This is a genomic window from Bdellovibrio sp. HCB288 (genome assembly GCF_047305935.1).
Classification (GTDB): Bacteria; Bdellovibrionota; Bdellovibrionia; order Bdellovibrionales; family Bdellovibrionaceae; genus Bdellovibrio.
The window spans coordinates 2,297,610-2,315,923 of record NZ_CP178619.1 but is presented as its reverse complement, the minus strand read 5'-3'; the positions used below and the strand labels follow the sequence as shown (position 1 = coordinate 2,315,923).

General features: G+C 48.3%; 13 protein-coding genes. 3 read left to right on the top strand and 10 right to left on the bottom strand.

The window, feature by feature from the left end; all coding sequences use genetic code 11:
* Positions 1-50: 50 nt before the first annotated feature.
* From ACLVWR_RS11270 to ACLVWR_RS11260, 3 genes are all read right to left on the bottom strand, one after another.
* Positions 51-479 (bottom strand): hypothetical protein, encoded by a 429-nt coding sequence (locus ACLVWR_RS11270; protein WP_413583497.1) that lies wholly within the window; start codon positions 477-479, stop codon positions 51-53.
* A gap of 131 nt (positions 480-610) precedes the next feature.
* Positions 611-1,102, bottom strand: coding sequence for a transposase zinc-binding domain-containing protein (locus tag ACLVWR_RS11265; RefSeq protein WP_413580750.1), 492 nt, complete (start codon positions 1,100-1,102; stop codon positions 611-613).
* Positions 1,103-1,265: 163 nt separating this feature from the next.
* Positions 1,266-3,527: an aconitate hydratase gene (locus tag ACLVWR_RS11260; protein WP_413580749.1), complete on the bottom strand. Its 2,262-nt coding sequence runs from the start codon at positions 3,525-3,527 to the stop codon at positions 1,266-1,268.
* Between the two features lie 89 nt (positions 3,528-3,616).
* Here ACLVWR_RS11260 and cobB point away from each other — a divergent pair, with 89 nt between their 5' ends.
* Positions 3,617-4,339: a Sir2 family NAD+-dependent deacetylase gene (gene cobB, locus ACLVWR_RS11255; RefSeq protein ID WP_413580748.1), complete on the top strand. Its 723-nt coding sequence runs from the start codon at positions 3,617-3,619 to the stop codon at positions 4,337-4,339.
* Here the strand turns inward: cobB and ACLVWR_RS11250 are convergent.
* Positions 4,324-4,647, bottom strand: coding sequence for a hypothetical protein (locus tag ACLVWR_RS11250; protein WP_413580747.1), 324 nt, complete (start codon positions 4,645-4,647; stop codon positions 4,324-4,326). The genes cobB and ACLVWR_RS11250 overlap by 16 nt on opposite strands.
* A 187-nt stretch (positions 4,648-4,834) precedes the next feature.
* On the opposite strand from ACLVWR_RS11250, the gene ACLVWR_RS11245 reads away from it, so the two are divergent.
* Positions 4,835-5,377 carry a hypothetical protein gene (locus ACLVWR_RS11245; RefSeq protein ID WP_413580745.1) on the top strand — a complete coding sequence of 181 codons (543 nt, stop codon included), beginning with the start codon at positions 4,835-4,837 and terminating at the stop codon, positions 5,375-5,377.
* A gap of 147 nt (positions 5,378-5,524) precedes the next feature.
* Positions 5,525-11,713: a hypothetical protein gene (locus ACLVWR_RS11240; protein WP_413580744.1), complete on the top strand. Its 6,189-nt coding sequence runs from the start codon at positions 5,525-5,527 to the stop codon at positions 11,711-11,713.
* A 33-nt stretch (positions 11,714-11,746) separates the two neighbouring features.
* Here ACLVWR_RS11240 and ACLVWR_RS11235 read toward each other — a convergent pair whose 3' ends face one another.
* From ACLVWR_RS11235 to ACLVWR_RS11210, 6 genes are read right to left on the bottom strand one after another with little or no spacing between them, the layout of a single operon-like run.
* Positions 11,747-13,741, bottom strand: coding sequence for a BatD family protein (locus tag ACLVWR_RS11235; protein ID WP_413580743.1), 1,995 nt, complete (start codon positions 13,739-13,741; stop codon positions 11,747-11,749).
* The gene (locus ACLVWR_RS11230; protein WP_413580742.1) at positions 13,725-14,477 is read right to left on the bottom strand and encodes a hypothetical protein; all 753 of its coding nucleotides are present in this window, start codon (positions 14,475-14,477) and stop codon (positions 13,725-13,727) included. Before ACLVWR_RS11230 ends, ACLVWR_RS11235 begins: the two co-directional genes overlap by 17 nt.
* The gene (locus ACLVWR_RS11225; protein WP_413580741.1) at positions 14,474-15,538 is read right to left on the bottom strand and encodes a vWA domain-containing protein; all 1,065 of its coding nucleotides are present in this window, start codon (positions 15,536-15,538) and stop codon (positions 14,474-14,476) included. The genes ACLVWR_RS11230 and ACLVWR_RS11225 overlap by 4 nt, the downstream gene beginning before the upstream one ends.
* Positions 15,538-16,548 (bottom strand): vWA domain-containing protein, encoded by a 1,011-nt coding sequence (locus tag ACLVWR_RS11220; protein ID WP_413580740.1) that lies wholly within the window; start codon positions 16,546-16,548, stop codon positions 15,538-15,540. The genes ACLVWR_RS11225 and ACLVWR_RS11220 overlap by 1 nt, the downstream gene beginning before the upstream one ends.
* The gene (locus ACLVWR_RS11215; protein ID WP_413580739.1) at positions 16,545-17,450 is read right to left on the bottom strand and encodes a hypothetical protein; all 906 of its coding nucleotides are present in this window, start codon (positions 17,448-17,450) and stop codon (positions 16,545-16,547) included. Before ACLVWR_RS11215 ends, ACLVWR_RS11220 begins: the two co-directional genes overlap by 4 nt.
* On the bottom strand, positions 17,450-18,256 hold the full coding sequence (locus tag ACLVWR_RS11210; protein ID WP_340599247.1) for a DUF58 domain-containing protein: 807 nt from the start codon (positions 18,254-18,256) through the stop codon (positions 17,450-17,452). The genes ACLVWR_RS11215 and ACLVWR_RS11210 overlap by 1 nt, the downstream gene beginning before the upstream one ends.
* Positions 18,257-18,314: the final 58 nt, after the last annotated feature.

Below are 18,314 nucleotides of genomic sequence, written 5' to 3'. Positions count from 1 at the left end.
ATATCTTGTAACACAAAGTTAATGCGAGGACTGGACTATGATCTAAACTGTTACCTATTAAGCGAAGCTTTGGCCGCTTTAAGCTGAGTCCATTCTTCCAGATAGTGATGCAGCTCGGGCTTTTTGATTTTCTCTGGTGCCGGGCTGACGTACTTTGCTTCGACTCCGTCCCAGCCTTTATAGAAACGCGTGCTTCCTTCGCGCGCGGTTTCGTAGTTAGGGACGAGATAAGTTTTGCCGCCACCGTCGGGAATATCCACAGACAGATTCGGCATCGCTAGTCCCGACAAGTGCCCCCACAACTCTTTTTGAATCTCCAAAGAGTCTTCAATTGAAGTGCGCAGATGATCCGTTCCTTGCGAAGGATCACATTGGAACATGTAGTAGGGTTTTACTCTTAAGAAAAGCAAACGACGATTTAAAGCCTGCACGAGTGCTGGATGATTGTTGATTCCATTTAGCAGAACCATTTGATTCATCACGGGCACACCACCGGCATGCGCGATCCAATGCGGATGATTTAAGTCTAAGGCATATAAAAGGGGTTTTCCCGATACCCAACATCTATTCCCCATACGGAACTACGCTCAAACTCCCCGATAATGAGTCCTTATGTTGCACTCCCCACCCCCTTGGCGCGCTTTCTTTGAAACGATTGAATTTCTGTTATGTAGATTTTTAGTGCTTTATTCATAAGACCCTGATTACGAGCCATCAAGAACCGCATTTTGAATGGAAAAGACAAAACCCACTGCCTTACGGGAATCTCCGGAATAACGGCATCTACAAGATGGGCCGCCTCATCGTTCATCCGCCTGGCACAACAACTTGGGCAAAATCCTCTGCGTTTGCAGGAAAAAGGAATAATACCAGAGTGGCGGCAGCCATAGCAATATACCCTGACAAATCCATTTTCGGGAATTCCGCACTCTAGAAAACCATCAAACTCATCGCGAACGAAGTGAGGCAGCGCTTTACCAACTCGCTGTTGCTCTTTTAGGAAAATCGGCCAGTACGTTTCAATTTTCCGATACAACAAGTTTTGTTCCGGCCGATGGCGACGATAAGACTTATTGTGGATATATGGGACCGCTGCCACCATGGACAGTCGCTATTGAAAAAAGATGCCCGACCGGCTAAAAACAAAAACCCCACAACCTCTTCAGATTGTAGGGTTTATATCTACTAGGATGAGAAGCGATCAAAACAGTTCAGTCCCGATCCGACTACGAAGTCGGATGGGTCGTTTTCATCGCTTCGGCTTTTTAGAGTCCGCGGATCAAGTTCAATGCAGAACCTGCACGGAACCATTTCAACTGCTCAGCATTGTAAGTGTGCTTTGCTTCGATAGTTTCAGTAGAACCATCAGCATGTTTCAAGATCATTTTCACGTTCTTGCCTGGAGCTAGATCTTTAAGATCCACCAGGGAAACTTTGTCTGCTTCCTGGATCTTGTCGTAGTCTTTTGGATTTACGAAAGTCAAAGCCAACACACCTTGTTTTTTCAAGTTTGTTTCATGGATACGTGCGAATGATTTAGTGATAACTGCAGAAGCGCCAAGATGTCTTGGGCACATCGCTGCGTGCTCACGGGAAGAACCCTCACCGTAGTTTTCGTCACCAACGATGATCCAGCCTTTACCAGCTTTTTGGTAGTTACGTGCGATTTGCGCGTATTCGATACCAGTTTCGCCAGTCAGTTGGTTTTTACCTTTACCGATTTCACCTGTGAATGCATTGTCTGCACCCAACAACATGTTGTTAGAGATGTTGTCCAAGTGACCACGGTAGTTCAACCATTTACCACCCGGAGAGATATGATCCGTTGTACATTTGCCTTTTGCTTTCGCAAGAACCAAATTATCAACGAAGTCGTTACCATCCCATTTAGTGAATGGAGAAAGAAGTTGCAAACGGTCTGAAGAAGGATTCACCGCCACTTGAGCAGTTGCTCCCGCTGGTTTTTGGTAACCTTCAGTGTCAGCGATGAAGCCTTTAGCAGGCAACTCTGGAGCCACTGGAGCTTGCAATTTGATAGAACCTTTAGGACCTACCAATTCGTCAGTTTGAGGATTGAAGTCCAAACGACCTGCAAGACCCAACGCCATTACGATTTCAGGAGAAGCGATGAACGCCAAAGTCTCTGGATTCGCATCGTTACGTGCGCGGAAGTTACGGTTGAAAGAAGTTACGATTGTATTCTTCTCGCCGGATTTAACGTCGTCACGTCTCCATTGACCGATACAAGGACCGCAAGCGTTCGCAAGAACAGTAGCGCCCACTTCGTTGAACGTCGCCATTTGACCGTCGCGTTCAATCGTGTTTTGGATTTGTGTTGAACCCGGAGAAACCAGGAATGGAGCTTCCATTTTCAAGCCAACTTCCATCGCTTGTTTAGCAACGAAGGCCGCACGGCCGATATCTTCGTACGAAGAATTCGTACAAGAACCGATCAACGCAGAAGAAATCTTAACTGTGTAACCTTTTTCAGCCACTTCTTTTTTAAGTGCAGAAATTGGACGAGCCAAGTCTGGAGTATGAGGACCCACAAGGTGTGGCTCAAGTGCAGACAAGTCGATTTCGTAAACTTCGTCGAAGTATTTGCCCGGGTTTGCGATAACGTCTGCGTCAGCGCTTAGCAGGTCTTTGTGAGCGTCAGCAACTTTTGCCAACTCATCACGACCTGTGGATTTCAGGTAAGCACCCATGCGGTCATCGTATGGGAATACAGAGCAAGTCGCGCCAAGTTCTGCACCCATGTTTGTGATCGTCGCTTTACCAGTACAAGAGATTGAAGAAGTACCTTCACCGAAGTACTCAACAACTTTATCCGTACCACCTTTAACAGTCAGCATTCCGCAAAGTTTCAAGATAACGTCTTTTGCAGAAGCCCAACCGCCAAGTTTGCCTTTAAGGTGTACACCGATCAATTTTGGATTTTTAACTTCCCATGGAAGACCAACCATTACGTCAGAAGCGTCAGATCCACCAACACCCACTGCACACATACCCAAACCACCCGCATTCGGAGTGTGAGAGTCTGTACCGATCATCAAACCACCTGGGAAAGCATAGTTTTCAAGGATGACTTGATGGATGATCCCAGCGCCTGGTTTCCAGAAGCCGATGTTGTAACGGGAAGAAGCTGTTGCCAAGAAGTCATAAACTTCTTTGTTAGTTTGATTGGCAACTGTCATGTCCACGCCCGAGCCTTTGTAAGCTTGGATCAAGTGGTCACAGTGAACTGTGGAAGGAACGGCTGCTTCATCTTTATTCGCAAGCATGAACTGCAACAAAGCCATTTGCGCTGTCGCATCCTGCATTGCTACGCGGTCTGGTCTAAGTAGCAAGAAACTTTCGCCACGAACTAATTCTTGATTTTGTGGGTCGTCCAAGTGACCAAAAAGAATTTTCTCTCCAAGAGTCAAAGGACGGTTCAAACGCTTACCAACAACTGCGATACGCTCAGCTGTCTTCTTGTAAACGTTCTGCACCATATCCGGTGTAGTTTCGATTTTAGAAGCCATTGTAATTGCCTTTCTGTAAAGAACGCCACATCCTAATGAAAATCAGTTGAAAGCTCAACGAGTTGAACACCTTGTCACGAGGCATAAATTTGAACTCTCACCTCTTTAAAAACATCGTTATTCTAACAGGAGCGGGCATTTCCGCGGAGTCTGGAATTCGCACCTTCAGAGATCAGAACGGTTTGTGGGAGGATCATCGCATCGAGGACGTGGCGACTCCCGAGGCATTTCATCGAAATCCAGAGTTGGTTCAACGGTTCTATAATGCGAGACGATCTCAATTGAAAGACCCAAATGTGCAGCCTAATACCGCTCATTTCGCTTTGGCAGAGTTAGAGCGTCAGTGGGAGGGTTCCTTCCTGCTGATCACCCAGAATGTCGACAATCTGCATCGAAAGGCCGGCTCGCAAAATCTACTGCACATGCATGGGCGTTTGGACCAAGTTCGCTGCCTGTCTTGCGAAGAAGTGATCGTCTGGAATGAAGATTTAGAAGTAAATGAGAGTTGCCCTCAGTGTGGGATCAAGGGCGCATTGAGACCCGATATCGTTTGGTTCGGGGAGATGCCTCACCACATGGAGGAGATTTATTTTGCCCTGGAGCGCGCGGATTACTTCATCTCGATCGGTACCAGCGGCAACGTCTACCCGGCTGCCGGCTTTGTGCAACTGGCCTGGAAGGCGCGCAAGATTGAAATCAACGTCAAAGACACCGAAATCTCCCGCGCGTTTGATGAGCACTTGATTGGCGCTGCTTCGGTCGAAGTACCGAAGCTCGTTCGCCAAATTCTAAACGACTACCAAGCGGAGTAGCAGCGGGCCTCTGTGATCACTTGATCAGCGTCACGAACCATGTACAGGCAGCTAGTTTCAGACATATGCAATTGCACGCGTGTGTAAGGAATTACTTCGCCCTTTACGTTTACGATTTGCGAAGGCATTGCTTCAACTCCCAAAAGTTTCGCAAAGTTACACAATTCATCGAAGCTCATCTCTTCACGAGCGGCCACGGTGTTGATCGCATTCAACATGCGCTCAGATTTGTAAGTTGCGCACATGTTTGTGCCAGCAAAAGCTGCGGAAGAAAGAACCATCGTCATAACCATCGCGAAAATACGCATATCGGACTCCTTTTTAATGGGCGGACCCTACATGCCACTAAATTCCAATTCAAGCGAACTCGGTTTAAACGCGGAAACGAAAGCTCACTGAAAACCAGCCAAAAAGTGGCAGCCACCTTTTGGCAGATTTGGGGGCGGTGGGGCGGCGCGTATCAAAAAACCGGCAGGCGCCTGTTAGGGTTTGGGGATGGTGAAGATTGCGCTTTTTTTGACTCAGATTTTGTTCGCGGCTCCTCAGGCTCATAGTAATGTTGATGGTGAGTACGTGAAGGGCTGTTACTTGATGGGGGATGATTCTTTGATTTCGACTCTGTCGGTTCAAGGTGCTGCCTGGAAGTATTCCCATGTGGCCTATGAAGATGAAAAGTGCACGAAGGCTTATTTGACTTATCAGGTGAACTATAAAGTGAAGGCCGTGGATCGTTTTATCGATATGACAACCGTGGAGACTTCCTACACCAGCCTCACTGATGGCGTCACCGAAGCTCTGAATCTGATCAACTGGTGCGGTTTTGAGGATTGGAAAACCGGCACTCCAAAAGTGGTCACCGGGCTTGTTTGTGATGAATACAAAAATCCGGATGAGGGCGAGATTCTTTATTCCACTTATCAGATAAAAGCGCAGACTCCCCTTTTGATGTTCATGGGCACTGCCAGCAGTGAGCTTGATGGCAAGACTCCACAAACTCGCTATCAGATGACTGAACGACTGCCGTTTGTGAAAAAATAAATAAACACAAAATAACTCCGCTGAGTGTATCAACTTGAAACACGACTTTTTACCTTCGCGGTTACAATTGTGAAACTTTGACCTGACTTCAATTAGTTAACCCATTCGAAATCTAATAAATATTCTGGTAACACCGAATAGTTATTCATGGAACATACCCGAACGTATTTGAACAACTGTATCCTAAAGCTCGCATTGAGTTTGGCCCCTGCACTTCTCGTGGGTTGCTCCATAGATCTTTCGTTGGAAGAGCTTTCAACTAATTCAGCCTCATCCTTGGCCTGGGATCAACAAGCCCTAAATTCATCCGGTGACCTGCAAGCTCAATGGGCCGCTCCTACCAGCGAAAAAATCGTACAACAAGAACTGCTCTATTATAAAGGCGCGAGCTGCGAAGACCCTATCCTGCCCTCCATTCAGCTTGGCGCCGACACAGGCGAAAACACAGCCTCCTTCCTTAAAGATGAAGGCCAACAGTACACATTCCGTGTCTATTCAATGGATATCACTGGTAAGGTCACTCCTTCAAGCTGCTCTTCTCCGGTTATTTATCAGGATTCCTTTGCAGTAAACACGACTGTGGCTGGTGGCTTGGTTAATGAAGCTAACGTTGCTTCAGTTCCTTTCTTTGGTCGCTGCAGTCAGGGCGCTTCAGTGACCGTGTCGGCCCCTTCAGTAGCAAACATTCTGACTTTCACTTGCGCAACAACTGGTACATGGACTCGTGGCATAGATCTTAGTGCGGTTAGTGGCATTTACGCTGGCGACGTTACATTCACAGTCACTCCATCAGGTGGCGGCACACCGAAAGCTTATACTGTCGTCATCGACAAGGACACCGTCCCTCCAACAGTGGATATTCCATCTGCGACCGGTATAACAGCCGCGAATCAGACCGCTTATACAGTTAGCGGAACATGTTCAGAAAATGGTGCCTCTGTTGCGATTGCCATTGGCTCCATCAACACCACGGCCACATGTTCGGGGGGCAACTTTAGCAGAACTCTGGATGTCACTGGCTTAACAGGCAATACCATCACGTTGTCAGCGACACATGCTGACTCTTACTCCAACACCCGCTCTAAATTTGTAATCACCACTCGCTACGTCAGTGTTCCGACTATTACTTCTGTAGCCCTTAACGCTGGTGCCGCAGCGACAACTTCCCTTTCAGCGACTTTGAATTTCAATGTCACAGACGCAACTGAAATGTATGTCACCAACTCGGCAACCTGTGCATCTGGTGGAGCTTGGGAAGCCTTTGCCACAACCAAAGCCTGGACTCTGCCCTCTGCAAACTCCAGCAATACGGTGTACGTTAAATTCAGAGAAAGCCATGGAAACGAAACGGCCTGCGTAAGCGACGACATTCTTCATGACAACATCAATCCCACGGTTTCTATCACCTCACCTATTGCAAGTTTCTATGTTAATAGCGCCAATGTTGCGGCCTTTACCATTAGCGGTTCTTGCTCTGAGAACGGTCGTTCAATCACGATCACCGGACCAAGCAGCTTTACGTCGACAGCAACATGTTCCGGCTCTGCGTTTTCTGCTATTCTAAATCTTACTTCCCTTGCGCAAGGGAGCTTCCAACTGGATGCCGCGATATCAGATGTTGCAGGCAACAGTGGCTCCGGCACTTCGCCGACTTACATTAAGGACACGGGCTTACCGACAGGTACCATCTCAATCAATAACGGTAATGTTGGCACCACAAGTCTTTCTGCAAACCTAACACTGACCACTTCAGATTCAGGTGGTGAGATGTACATCACCAACACTTCAGGCTGCGCGAGCGGTGGAGTTTGGGAAACCTTTGCCGGCTCAAAATCGTGGACTCTTCCGACAGCAAACGCCACTAATACGGTCTATACAAAATTTAGGGATTTAGCTGGCAACGAATCGACTTGCTATGCAGATTCCATTGATCACTCTTCGGCTGTTCCGACTGTGACAATTGCCTCTCCGGCGTCGGGAAGTTACATTAACCTTGGCAACGCGACAGCCTTTACCATTTCCGGCGCGTGCTCTGAAAATGGCAACGCCGTGAATTTGACGATCACGGGGCTTAGTGCCCAGTCCGCAACCTGCTCCGGCGGTGCCTGGAGTAAAACCATTGACGTATCGTCTTTGAGTGACGCCTCCATTTCGTTCACTGCAAATCACAGCCGCTCCGCTGGGGTGGATGCAACCCCTGCTTCACAAAGTTATACAAAAGACACTGTAGCCCCTACTATTCAAACCTTCGTGATTAAGAATGATGATCTGTATACGGGCAACTTGACGAATCTGGTGACGATCGCAGCCACAGGTGCGAGCGACATGTATATCACCAACAATGCCTTGTGTTTAACCGGAGGCACTTGGGAAACCTATGCGACGGCACAAATTTGGACACTGACTACGGCCGACAGTTTAAACACTGCTTACTTCAAAACCCGCGATGTCGCTGGCAATGAATCAAACTGCGTATCGGATTCAATCACGCATGATGGTTCGAATCCGACTCTGGCATGGTCATCCCCGACCAATCTTTCATATATCAATTCCAACAACGCCTCCTCATTCACGGTTTCCGGCACCTGTAACTTGAACGGTCGCACTGTCGACTTTATGGTTTACTTGGGTGCTGTCGACCAGGGCATCGCCACCTCCACCACTTGTAACTCTGGCACCTGGAGCGCAAATTTAAATCTCTCTGGATTGGCTGATACTTCCAGCCCGCCTTTTTCGATCTTTGCCAGACTGACGGCACTGAATGGAAACAGCCACTCCCCGACTCGTAACTTTTATAAGGATACAGTCGCACCAGGCACAGCAACAATCTCGGGTGCCCCAACCGGTACAAATACGGCAGCTTCTATGAATATCACTGTGGGCGGCACAAGTGTTACACACTATCGCTATTTTATTGTGCCACCTAGCGGATCAGAACTTTGTACAAACACTGCAGCCTATACGGGCTCAGACATCGCTATCGCGACAAAAATCACAGGTAGTTTGACAGAGCAGGGTCTTTACAAAGTTTGTGTCCTTGGACGTGATGCAAACGGAAACTATTCTGCGGCAACCGCCGAAACTACTTGGACCAGAGATAGCGTGGGACCGATCCCACAATCCATTGCTTCTTCGACGGCCGATGGCACCTATGGTGTGAATTCCCCAATCAACATTAGCGTTACTTTCAATGAGAACGTCAATGTAACCGGATCTCCTCGTATCGCAATGGAGGTTGGTGGAGCCACCCGTTATGCGACTTATACCAGCGGTGCTGGCACGACGACCCTTAATTTTACTTATACTGTCGTCGTGGGAGATAGCTCAGCGGACTTGGACTATACATCTGCTGCGACAATTTCTAACGGCACACTGATAGATGCTCTTCTCAATGCAGCAACCCGCACTTTGCCTGCAGCCGGATCTGCTGAATCACTTTCAGGCCAAAAAGCCATAGTGATCAATGCACCACTTCCAGTAGCCATCCTTACTGGCGCGCCGTCGGGAACTTACACAGGAAGCTCCATCAGCGTTACGGTGAGCGGCACTAATATCACTCAATATAAGTACAACATTATTTCCACTGGTACATGCGCGACGGCAAGCTACACGTCAGCTATTTCGGTTGCAACCCCTATCAATTCAACCGTATTCTTGCACCCTAATGGCCCGGTTACATTGTGCGTATTGGGCGGCGATGCCTCGGGTAATTTTCAGCTGGCCTCGGCAGCATCCAGCGCGACTTGGATCAGAGATTCCTACAACACACTGTCAATTTCATCATCGCGCATGAATCGTGTCATGGAAGGATCGGGCGCACAGGTCGTGACGATTTCAATGGATGCCACAAAAGTATATGATGTCATCGCAAACTATCGAGTATCTGGTGATGCAAGTTATCCTTCACAACATGACCTTATTGACGGGACTGTCACAATTCCAGCCGGATCTACTTCTGCAAACGTGACCATCAATTTCCCAGACAATGCTCTAACAACCGGAGAGCGCGTACTTAACTTTAGCATTTCAAATGTAAGCACAGAGACGGCTTACCCTACAAATAACTACCAGGCGCAATTCTTCATAGCCGATGACGAAAAGAATTTAACAGTTACGAAAGCATCCATTGGTCGCAAGCACAGCTGCACCATTATGAGTGACAGTTCATTGCGCTGCTGGGGCTTCAATTCTTTCGGCCAAATTGGTGATGCCTCCACAACTTTCCGGTCTGAAGGCATTATCATTAGCCCGGGAACCTCTTTTAAAGACGTGGGCGTCGGCAATGAACACACTTGTGCAGTAGCGACGAGCGGCGATCTTTATTGCTGGGGCCGCAATGCAAACGGACAAGTTGGCAACAATGCGGCAGGGGTTGATATAAACACTCCGCAACTGATTGATAGTGGTGTCACATACACGTTCGTCAGCTCGGGTGAGAACCACAGTTGCGGTCTTACAACTGGAAATAAAATTCGCTGTTGGGGTCAGGGCATGTATGGGGCGCTCGGCCAAGGCGGCACGGGAAACTTAAACGTTCCGACTGAAATTGATGCCGCTAACGATTACAAATACGTCTCAGTAGGTGCCAAATCCTCCTGTGCGATTACTTCCTCCGACAAGCTTCGCTGCTGGGGGCACAATGCAGTTAACGAACTTGGAGATGGAACAACCACGAATGCAACTTCACCGATTGATGTCGATTCGTCTTATAATTTTGCCAATGTTTCCATCGGCTCTGGTCACGCGTGCGGAGTTACAACCACAGGACTTTTAAGATGCTGGGGTTATAATGGAACTGGTGCCATTGGTGATGGAACTACAACAAATCGTACAACTCCAGTCTCAGTAAATTCTGGTGCGACATACACGTCAGTTTCTGTGAACGACGACCTAAACATTGGCGGCGGCAGAACCACTACCTGCGCACTACTATCTTCTGGAGCCGTGCAATGCTGGGGTAGCAATACAAATGCACTCCTTGCAAATGGAACTCTGACACAAAGTACAACTGCAGTAAATGTTGATGCAGGCACAACCTATACCAGTGTTGCGGTAACCGGTCAGCGCGCCTGTGGTATCACTGCAGGGGCCGCTGGTGGCGCATTGAAGTGCTGGGGTAACTTTACGAATGACAGTACGAAATCACTGAACTTAGCAGGTGCCGGCTACGCTCCATCAATCGGCAGCTGGAACAAATGGTATACCAACTACGAATTGGCTCAGTGGGATTCCTGGACGCCTGCCACGAATAACGTCAGCTCGACTTCTTCACAATCCTGTGGACTTAAATCAGGAAAATTATTCTGTTGGGGTGCATCCGCTGTATTCGGCAATGCTTCCAGAAGTGCCTATCGTTATCCGGCAGCTATCGCGATTGATCCAACAACAACTTACACGACTCTGGCTGCTCAACATGATAGCGACAATTGTGCTATTGATAACGCCGGCAACTTAAAATGCTGGGGTAAAAATGACCACGGCGAGCTCGGCTCCGCCGTAGCTGTTGGCAGCACCGCTTATGTTCCAACCAATGTTGATCCGGGTACGACGTATAAAGCCGTCTCTGTTTCTTACAGTACAATTTGCGCAATCACCACAGCCGACGAGCTTCGCTGTTCAGGTCGTAATTCCGGTGGGCAAATTGGCGACGGCACTTCTACCGATGTCACTGCGTTTAAAACTATTGACGCCGGCGTCACTTACGCTGAAATCGGTCGCGGCGCTTATCACACCTGTGGGCGCACCACGGCCGGCCAAATTAAATGCTGGGGCGCCAATGGCTTTGGTTCCGTGGGTAATGGCGGCACTTCAACCCAACTTACTCCATTCACCGTGGATTCTGGTGCTATCTTTAAAAAACTGAGCACAGGTGCTTCAGCAACCTGCGCGATCACGGCCTCCGATACAGTCAAATGCTGGGGTGACCCAAGAAACGGTACAGGAACAAACTACGTCTATGTTCCAACGGTGATTGATGGTGGTGCAACCTATACTTCTGTGTCGATGTCGAGTTCGAATGGCTGCGGCATTAAAACAGATGGCTCTATGAAATGTTGGGGTTACGCGACAGTGCCAAATCAGTATACCTTTGTCGAAGCCGGATCACATTTAACCTTTAATACGCCCGTTGCCGTTGCCAGCGGAACTACTTTCTCAAAGGTTCAGACGACATACACCGGTATGTGCGCAACAACTACTGGTGGCGTTTTGATGTGCTCAGGTGGATCCGTCGGCAGCGAATGGGGCTTTGCTGATGCTGGCGTTGACATGCTGACCACGACTTTAAATACGACGTACTTCTCACCTTCATACGTTAACAGAGCAATTAACTACTAAAACGAAAAAGCCGGATTCATCATCCGGCTTTTTTTATTCTTCTTTTGCTGAAATCAACTCACTGATTACCTTTTTGGCCCGCTCGATGTTTTGCTTCATCGTGGATTTTTCTTTTAAACTTCCCAGCATCTCATCCGGAGCGAAAGACATCGTCTGGAAAACTTCGAAAGCTTTAGTGATCTCGTCCCCGTGGTCGCGACGCAGACTTGGTGGGATTTGTGCCATCAGGTCTTCGATTTTTTGTGACGCCCCGGACTCCCCCGCCACCTGGCCCATGACCATATAAAAGATATTCGTCATTTCGGCGCCGACTTTGCGATAGTCGTCTTTACCCACCGCCTGGTCGACGACCTTATAGCGTTTGTTGACTTGCTCTTTTAAAGTTCTGCGACGACGGCCCCAGCCGAATTCACGTTGTGCCTTTACCAGGAGGGTCACAAACACGCCTGCATAAATCACCAGCCACAACCACGGACGCGCCAGCACACTGGCCTGCGCTGAGGGCTGCCACGCCATGATCACATCGGGAAGTTTGTTTTCAACAACTTCCGCAGCTGCTGGCGCCGGAGTGCCAGACATTCTTTGAGAAGAACCTACTGGCGCATTGGGATTGTTCACGATTTTCAAAGTGATTGGCGCGGTCTTTTTGGTGTAGTACTTGCCCGTCGCTGGATCAAACATGCTGACACTCAGCTCTGGGAAAACCATGTCGCCTTCCTGACGAGGAATCAGTAAAACTTCAAATTCCTTATAAGCACGACCATTTTTAAAAAACTTAGAATCCGATTTTGTATCGTACTGTTCAAGTCCCGCTGGCAAAGTCATCGGAGGCAGATCAATCAGCTTTGCATTGCCTGAACCCTCAAAGCGCACTTTCAAACTAAGAGGCTGGTTCACCGGAAAACTCGATCCCTCAACCGAGGTGTGAACATCAAACTGTCCCACCGCGCCTGAAAAGTCAGAAGGTCGCCCTTCAACCGGCAAAGGCTTTACTTTGATTGGCACGTTCGCAGAGCTCTTAGTGTATTCGTAGGGCTTGCTCATCATGCCGTACTGACTCAAAGTGCGCACCCGGGATTTGATTTTGTAAGGATCAATCGTCGAAGAGCCGGACTTGATAGGAAACAAAGCGTGGGAGGCCAGCAACGCTTTCTTCCACGGCACCCCGCCAACATTCACTTCATAAAACTGAATGCTTGGGACTTCTTCAATGATTTCTTTCCAAAAGCCTTTTAGATCCGGAAATTTCAAGCGATCCAGGGTTTCCATTTGGCCGCGCGTGTAGATGTACCAGTTCACAGTGACCTGCTCACCTTCGTACACTTCCGTTTTATCAACTTCGACACCAATGAAAAAAGCATCGTTGGGGTTTGTCGGTAAACTTCTAAATGCAGGATTGTCGATAGTGCTGGATGACGGTCCACCACCGAACTGGTCATCGGGCATGCCGCCGCCATGCTGCTGCTGCATTTGCTGCATCAGACGCTGACGTTGTTGCAAGAGTTGATTGAACATCTCCTCTTCAGCGCGGTCCATGGAGTCAAATGGATCATCCATGCCTGGCATCTGGGGACGACGAGGCATTTGCCGTTGATTGCCACCTTGAATGGTACTGCCCGTGTTACCCACCTTAATCACGATCGGCTGAGTTCTGAAAACCTTGCCACCGACAACAACTTCAAAGGAGGAAACACTTAAGGTCCCCTGACGTTGCGGAGTTAAAGTATAGCTGTAGTCCTTGCGGCGCTGAGTTTCAAACTGCATCCCACCTTTGCCTGGCACCAATTTTTGGGCGACAGCCGTGGATGTGGAGGTATTTAACAAATCAAAGCCATCCAGCTCGGGAACACGCGGATCCTGAATATTCACATCATCAGAGGTCACCGCAGAAACGGTCACGGTGAAGGTCTCTCCCATGCCCACTTCATTTCGATCGGTCACCGCGTTCACCGTAGTGCCAGCAGCAAAAGATACCGCTGCATTCAAAATGAAACTCAGAAAGATGATAAGACTACCAATCTTTGTCACGAGGCTGCTCCTTCGATTCTTTGCGATTATAGTCAGACCGGATTTTTCCTTCCTGCTGCTTAATCTCTCCCAGGATCTTTTTCACATCACCCTCAGACAACTCTTTGCCTGCAAAAGGACGTGGCTTGTACTTCGGAGAATCCTGGTACTGTTTGTCCTTTTGTTCCTGGCCGTCTTTGCCGTCCTGGTCTTTTTTATCCTGCTCTTGGTTTTGATCACCTTGCTGACCCTGCTGTTGCTGGTCACCTTTTTGATCCTTTTGATCCTCTTTTTTGTCGCCCTGACCGCCACCGCCACCTTGCTGCTGTTGAATCAGCAACTCAATATTGGTTTTGGTTTCATTGCTGGAGGGAACAATCTCCAAGGCCTTTTGATAAAGCGCGATTGCCTCATCCACCTTTTTGGCTTTACCTAAAAGCTGTGCCTCATTAAAACGCGCGACGAACTTCATATCCTGGTCACGATTCAATTCAGCCAGTCGCCCTGCTTCCGCATAGGACTGCTGGGCTTTATCTGCCTGCTGCAATCCTTCAAAGGTCAGCCCCAGGTTGCTGTGCAAGCGGGACAGGAACGGATTGTACCTTAAGGCTTCAATATATTTATCGTTAGCGGCTTGAAAATTCTGTTTCTCCAGAAGCTTATTACCTTCGCGATTTACCGCGATTGCCTTCAGATGGGGCTGATCACCACATCCACTTAAGCCCAACAATAAAGAGATTAAAATAAACTTCTTCATTCTGCGGGCACCTCAAAACGGCCTTTCCAGAAGCGGAAGCCCTTACGACGTTCACCAATGAACAGTTCCACCATGGCAAGTAATATACCAATCAGAAGGATCGTCTGAAAACGCTCTTCGTACTGGGTTGCCATCGTCGTATCAAATTGTGTTTTTTCCAGATTGCCAATGTCCTCAATCAACAGTCGTACCTGATCACCGCCAACGGTGGAGGTATAAAAACTTCCCTTGCCTGCTTCGGCCAAGGCTCTGAGTGCATCACCTTTGACTGTCGTAATAACTGTTTGGCCCTGACGATCCTTTTTATAGCCCTTTAAGAAACCCATGCCGTCACGCACAGGAATTGCGCCACCTTTTTCCGTACCGTAAGCGATAGTGAAAATGCGCGTTCCGTCCTCTGCCAGTTTTTTCGCAGCCTCTATGGCACCTTGCTCGTGGTCCTCACCGTCTGACGCGATCACAATCACGCGAGTTACTTTGACGGTGTCATCCGTTGAAACACCACCACGCTCAAAAGCTTCCTTGGCATTGCTTAAAACATCCTGAAAATTAGTACCTTGAGTTGAAACGGAATTCGTATCCAACGCATCGATGTACATTTTCACTGCACTTGGATCATTGGTTAAGGGCGACAACAAAGCCGCGGAACCTGCAAAGGCCATGATACCGATTTTATTTCCCGGCATTTGATCGACCAGGCGATTCAATTCAGTTTTTGCCTGGGTCAAACGATTCGGTTTTACGTCTTCAGCCATCATACTGTCTGAAACGTCGACCGCAAAAATGATCTCGACACCTTCGCTTTTAACTTCCTGGGTGCTTTGACCGAACTGCGGTCTTGCCAAGGCAAGCACAAAGAAGAATACCACCAGCACCTGCAAAATCGTTTTAATACGGCGTTTTTGCGCGGAGACCGAGCTTGAAAGAAACGGATAGAGTCTTGAGCCAATGGCGTTTTCCATGGCCTTCTTGGATCTGCGATCAAAGAAGTAACCCACAATGATAATGGCTGGAATGATCCACAGATAGTTAAAAGCCGCCATGTTTTCAAATCTGAACATTATGGCACCCTCCTTAACCACGTACGACCCAACAGCAATCCTGCCAGATACAGAATGATTCCCAGTACCAGATAAGGAGGATATTTTTCTGTATAGTTGGTGAACTTATTAATATCAATTTTGGTCTTTTCAAGACTGTCGATGTCTTTAAAAACACCTTTCAAAGAATCTTCCTTCGAGGCGCGATAGAACTTACCACCGGTTTCACTGGCCATACGCCCCAAAAGATCTTCATTCACCGTGGAATCAAACGGCTGATAGGTTTTAACCTTTTGACCAAAGATGTCGCGGGAGTAAATTGGAATTCTGGTTGGACCGTCTTTTCCGATACCAATCGAATAGATTTTAATGCCATAACCTTTGGCGATCTCAAGCCCCGTTTCCGGATCAATAGTACCGGAGTTATTCTCCCCATCCGTCATGAAAATCACGACCCGGCTTTTCGCTTGAGAATCCTTAAGCCTGCCGGCCGCATTTGCCAGAGCCACGCCCAAAGCTGTTCCGTCTTTGATGCGAGCACTTGCAGCAGTTGTGATTTCAGAAACGCGGGAAAGAATCAATTGATAATCCAAAGTGGGTGGAACCAGGGTGAAGGATTCACCCGCAAAAATCACCAGACCAATGCGATCCGAGCTTCTGCCGCTGATAAATTGCTTGATAGTCTCTTTGGCTGCTTCCAGACGATTCAAAGGTCTCATGTCCTCGATCAACATGGAGTCAGAAATATCCAGAGCAATCACGATGTCGATACCTTCGACATTCTTTTTGATTTTGGTATTCATTTCCTGCGGACGCGACAGCGCAAAAATCGCCAGCGCAATTCCCAGGACTTTTAACAGCAGCGGCAAGTTCAATAAACGTGTGCGCAGACTTGGCTTCACGGATTTCAAAATTTGCACGGTGCCAAACTGCAAGGTAGGTGTCTTGGTTTTTTTATGCCACAAAACCCAGATCACAACTGCGATCAGGGGAAGAATCAACCAATAGGCCAGCGGAGAATGAATGCTCATGACAACCTCTCCATATCTTCCACCAACAGGCGGGCTCTTTTGGAAAGATTCAAGACGTCGGACTTACTCAGCTTGGCTTTATCTTCAACGGCGTGCTGAAACTCTTTAACCAGTTTCTCCAGTTCAACACCCGTATCCTGATATACTTTAGGATGATATTTTTTAAGGTCTTTCAAAATCAAACGCGGGCTCCACTCCAGAGCCGGAATTTTGTAACGGCGAGTGATGTAAAGCTTTAACATATGGCGCGTTTCATCCAAAGCCGTCGGAATGTCCTCGGGCTGAGGTGTGCCACCAAAGAAAACTGTATTGGCTCTTTGCATACGACGGAATTTCTGATGAAACTCGGCAATCGGTGAAAGAGCGGAATCATGCTCCTTAAGGCGCTCAATGATTTTACGACGCTGAATGGATCTGAATACTTTGGTTGCCACGAACAAAGCCACCACTCCCAAAACCGCAGCAAGAATGATCCAGTACACAGGTGGCACCGGAATACTCAACGGACCAATGGGACCGAAGGGTTCTTGCTTGGGAGGTTGCTCGCCCGGCTTTCCCGGAGGCGGCGGTGGTGGTAAAACACTGACCAGTTGAAACTGCACCAAACCCAAATCCAGAGTTTGCGTGCCATCGGTTAACTGAAGATTATCAAACTTAACGGGATTGCCAGCCGTGTAAGAGACGACTTTCAAATCGGCTTGTGTTGGCGAACGAAACTCAAAGCCCTGAAGCTTGATGGAGTATTTCTGTTCAGGCGCCAATACCAGTTGCAGTTTATCCTGTTGCAAATCCTTTGGAAAATCACCGTCGCAGACAAGCAAAAACTCACGGCCGACCGTAAGCTCCCCGTCCTTCAATCCGCCAATACCTGGAATTTCAACCTTACACTGGATAGCTGCCATTATTTTCTCTTCTTAAAAAACGCCACCAGGGGATCAATGAAATCGTTGCTGGATTTTACATCCACCCGATCCACCTGGGACTTACGCAGAAGTTTGTCGCGCGCTTCTTTGCGGACTTGCACTGCCTGCTCATATTCTTTTCTGAAACTTGCTGAGGAGGTGTCCACCGTCAGCACTTCACCGGTTTCGGCGTCCTGCACCTCGATCACACCCATGCTGGGAAGTGAATACTCGGCCGCATCATTCACCACACAAGCCACCACATCATGCTTACGCCCCAGCAGACGCAGACTTTGATCAAAGCCCTCGTCCATGAAGTCGCTAAACAGGAAAATAGTCGCGCGCTTTTTCAAAGCGCCCTGCAAAAAGCTAAAGCCATTCGCAAGCTTGGTGTTGTGACTTTTTGGTTTAAAGTAATAAAGATCACGCAAAAGGCGCTGCACATGGCCGCGGCCTTTTTTCGGTGGCACGAAATGTTCGACCTGATCACTGAAAAGCAACAAACCAACCTGGTCGTTGTTCTTCACCGCTGAAAACGCCAAAAGAGCCGCCATGTGAGTCATCACTTCGCCCTTAAAATAAGGACCCGTTCCGAAATCACTGGAACCACTGACATCGACTGCGATGATCAGGGTCAACTCACGCTCTTCTTCAAAAGTTTTAATAAAGGTTTTGCCTGTGCGCGCCGTCAGCGGCCAGGAAATAGAACGAATATCATCGCCCGGTACGTACTCACGGAAGTCCGCAAAGGTCATACCCTGCCCCTTGAAGGCGGTATGGTATTCGCCTGCAAAGAGGTTGTTCACAAGTTTCCTTGTGTTCAACTCCAGGAGTTTGACCTTCTTTAAGACCTCTGGAGGCAAT

What these genes read in the sequence shown, in the direction of transcription:
- ACLVWR_RS11260 (WP_413580749.1), bottom strand. Translation starts at nt 3,527, where the DNA reads ATGGCTTCTAAAATCGAAACTACACCGGATATGGTGCAGAACGTTTAC.
- ACLVWR_RS11270 (WP_413583497.1), bottom strand. Translation starts at nt 479, where the DNA reads ATGAATCAAATGGTTCTGCTAAATGGAATCAACAATCATCCAGCACTC.
- ACLVWR_RS11250 (WP_413580747.1), bottom strand. Translation starts at nt 4,647, where the DNA reads ATGCGTATTTTCGCGATGGTTATGACGATGGTTCTTTCTTCCGCAGCT.
- ACLVWR_RS11240 (WP_413580744.1), top strand. Translation starts at nt 5,525, where the DNA reads ATGGAACATACCCGAACGTATTTGAACAACTGTATCCTAAAGCTCGCA.
- ACLVWR_RS11215 (WP_413580739.1), bottom strand. Translation starts at nt 17,450, where the DNA reads ATGGCAGCTATCCAGTGTAAGGTTGAAATTCCAGGTATTGGCGGATTG.
- ACLVWR_RS11230 (WP_413580742.1), bottom strand. Translation starts at nt 14,477, where the DNA reads ATGAAGAAGTTTATTTTAATCTCTTTATTGTTGGGCTTAAGTGGATGT.
- ACLVWR_RS11220 (WP_413580740.1), bottom strand. Translation starts at nt 16,548, where the DNA reads ATGAGCATTCATTCTCCGCTGGCCTATTGGTTGATTCTTCCCCTGATC.
- ACLVWR_RS11245 (WP_413580745.1), top strand. Translation starts at nt 4,835, where the DNA reads ATGGTGAAGATTGCGCTTTTTTTGACTCAGATTTTGTTCGCGGCTCCT.
- ACLVWR_RS11225 (WP_413580741.1), bottom strand. Translation starts at nt 15,538, where the DNA reads ATGTTCAGATTTGAAAACATGGCGGCTTTTAACTATCTGTGGATCATT.
- ACLVWR_RS11265 (WP_413580750.1), bottom strand. Translation starts at nt 1,102, where the DNA reads ATGGTGGCAGCGGTCCCATATATCCACAATAAGTCTTATCGTCGCCAT.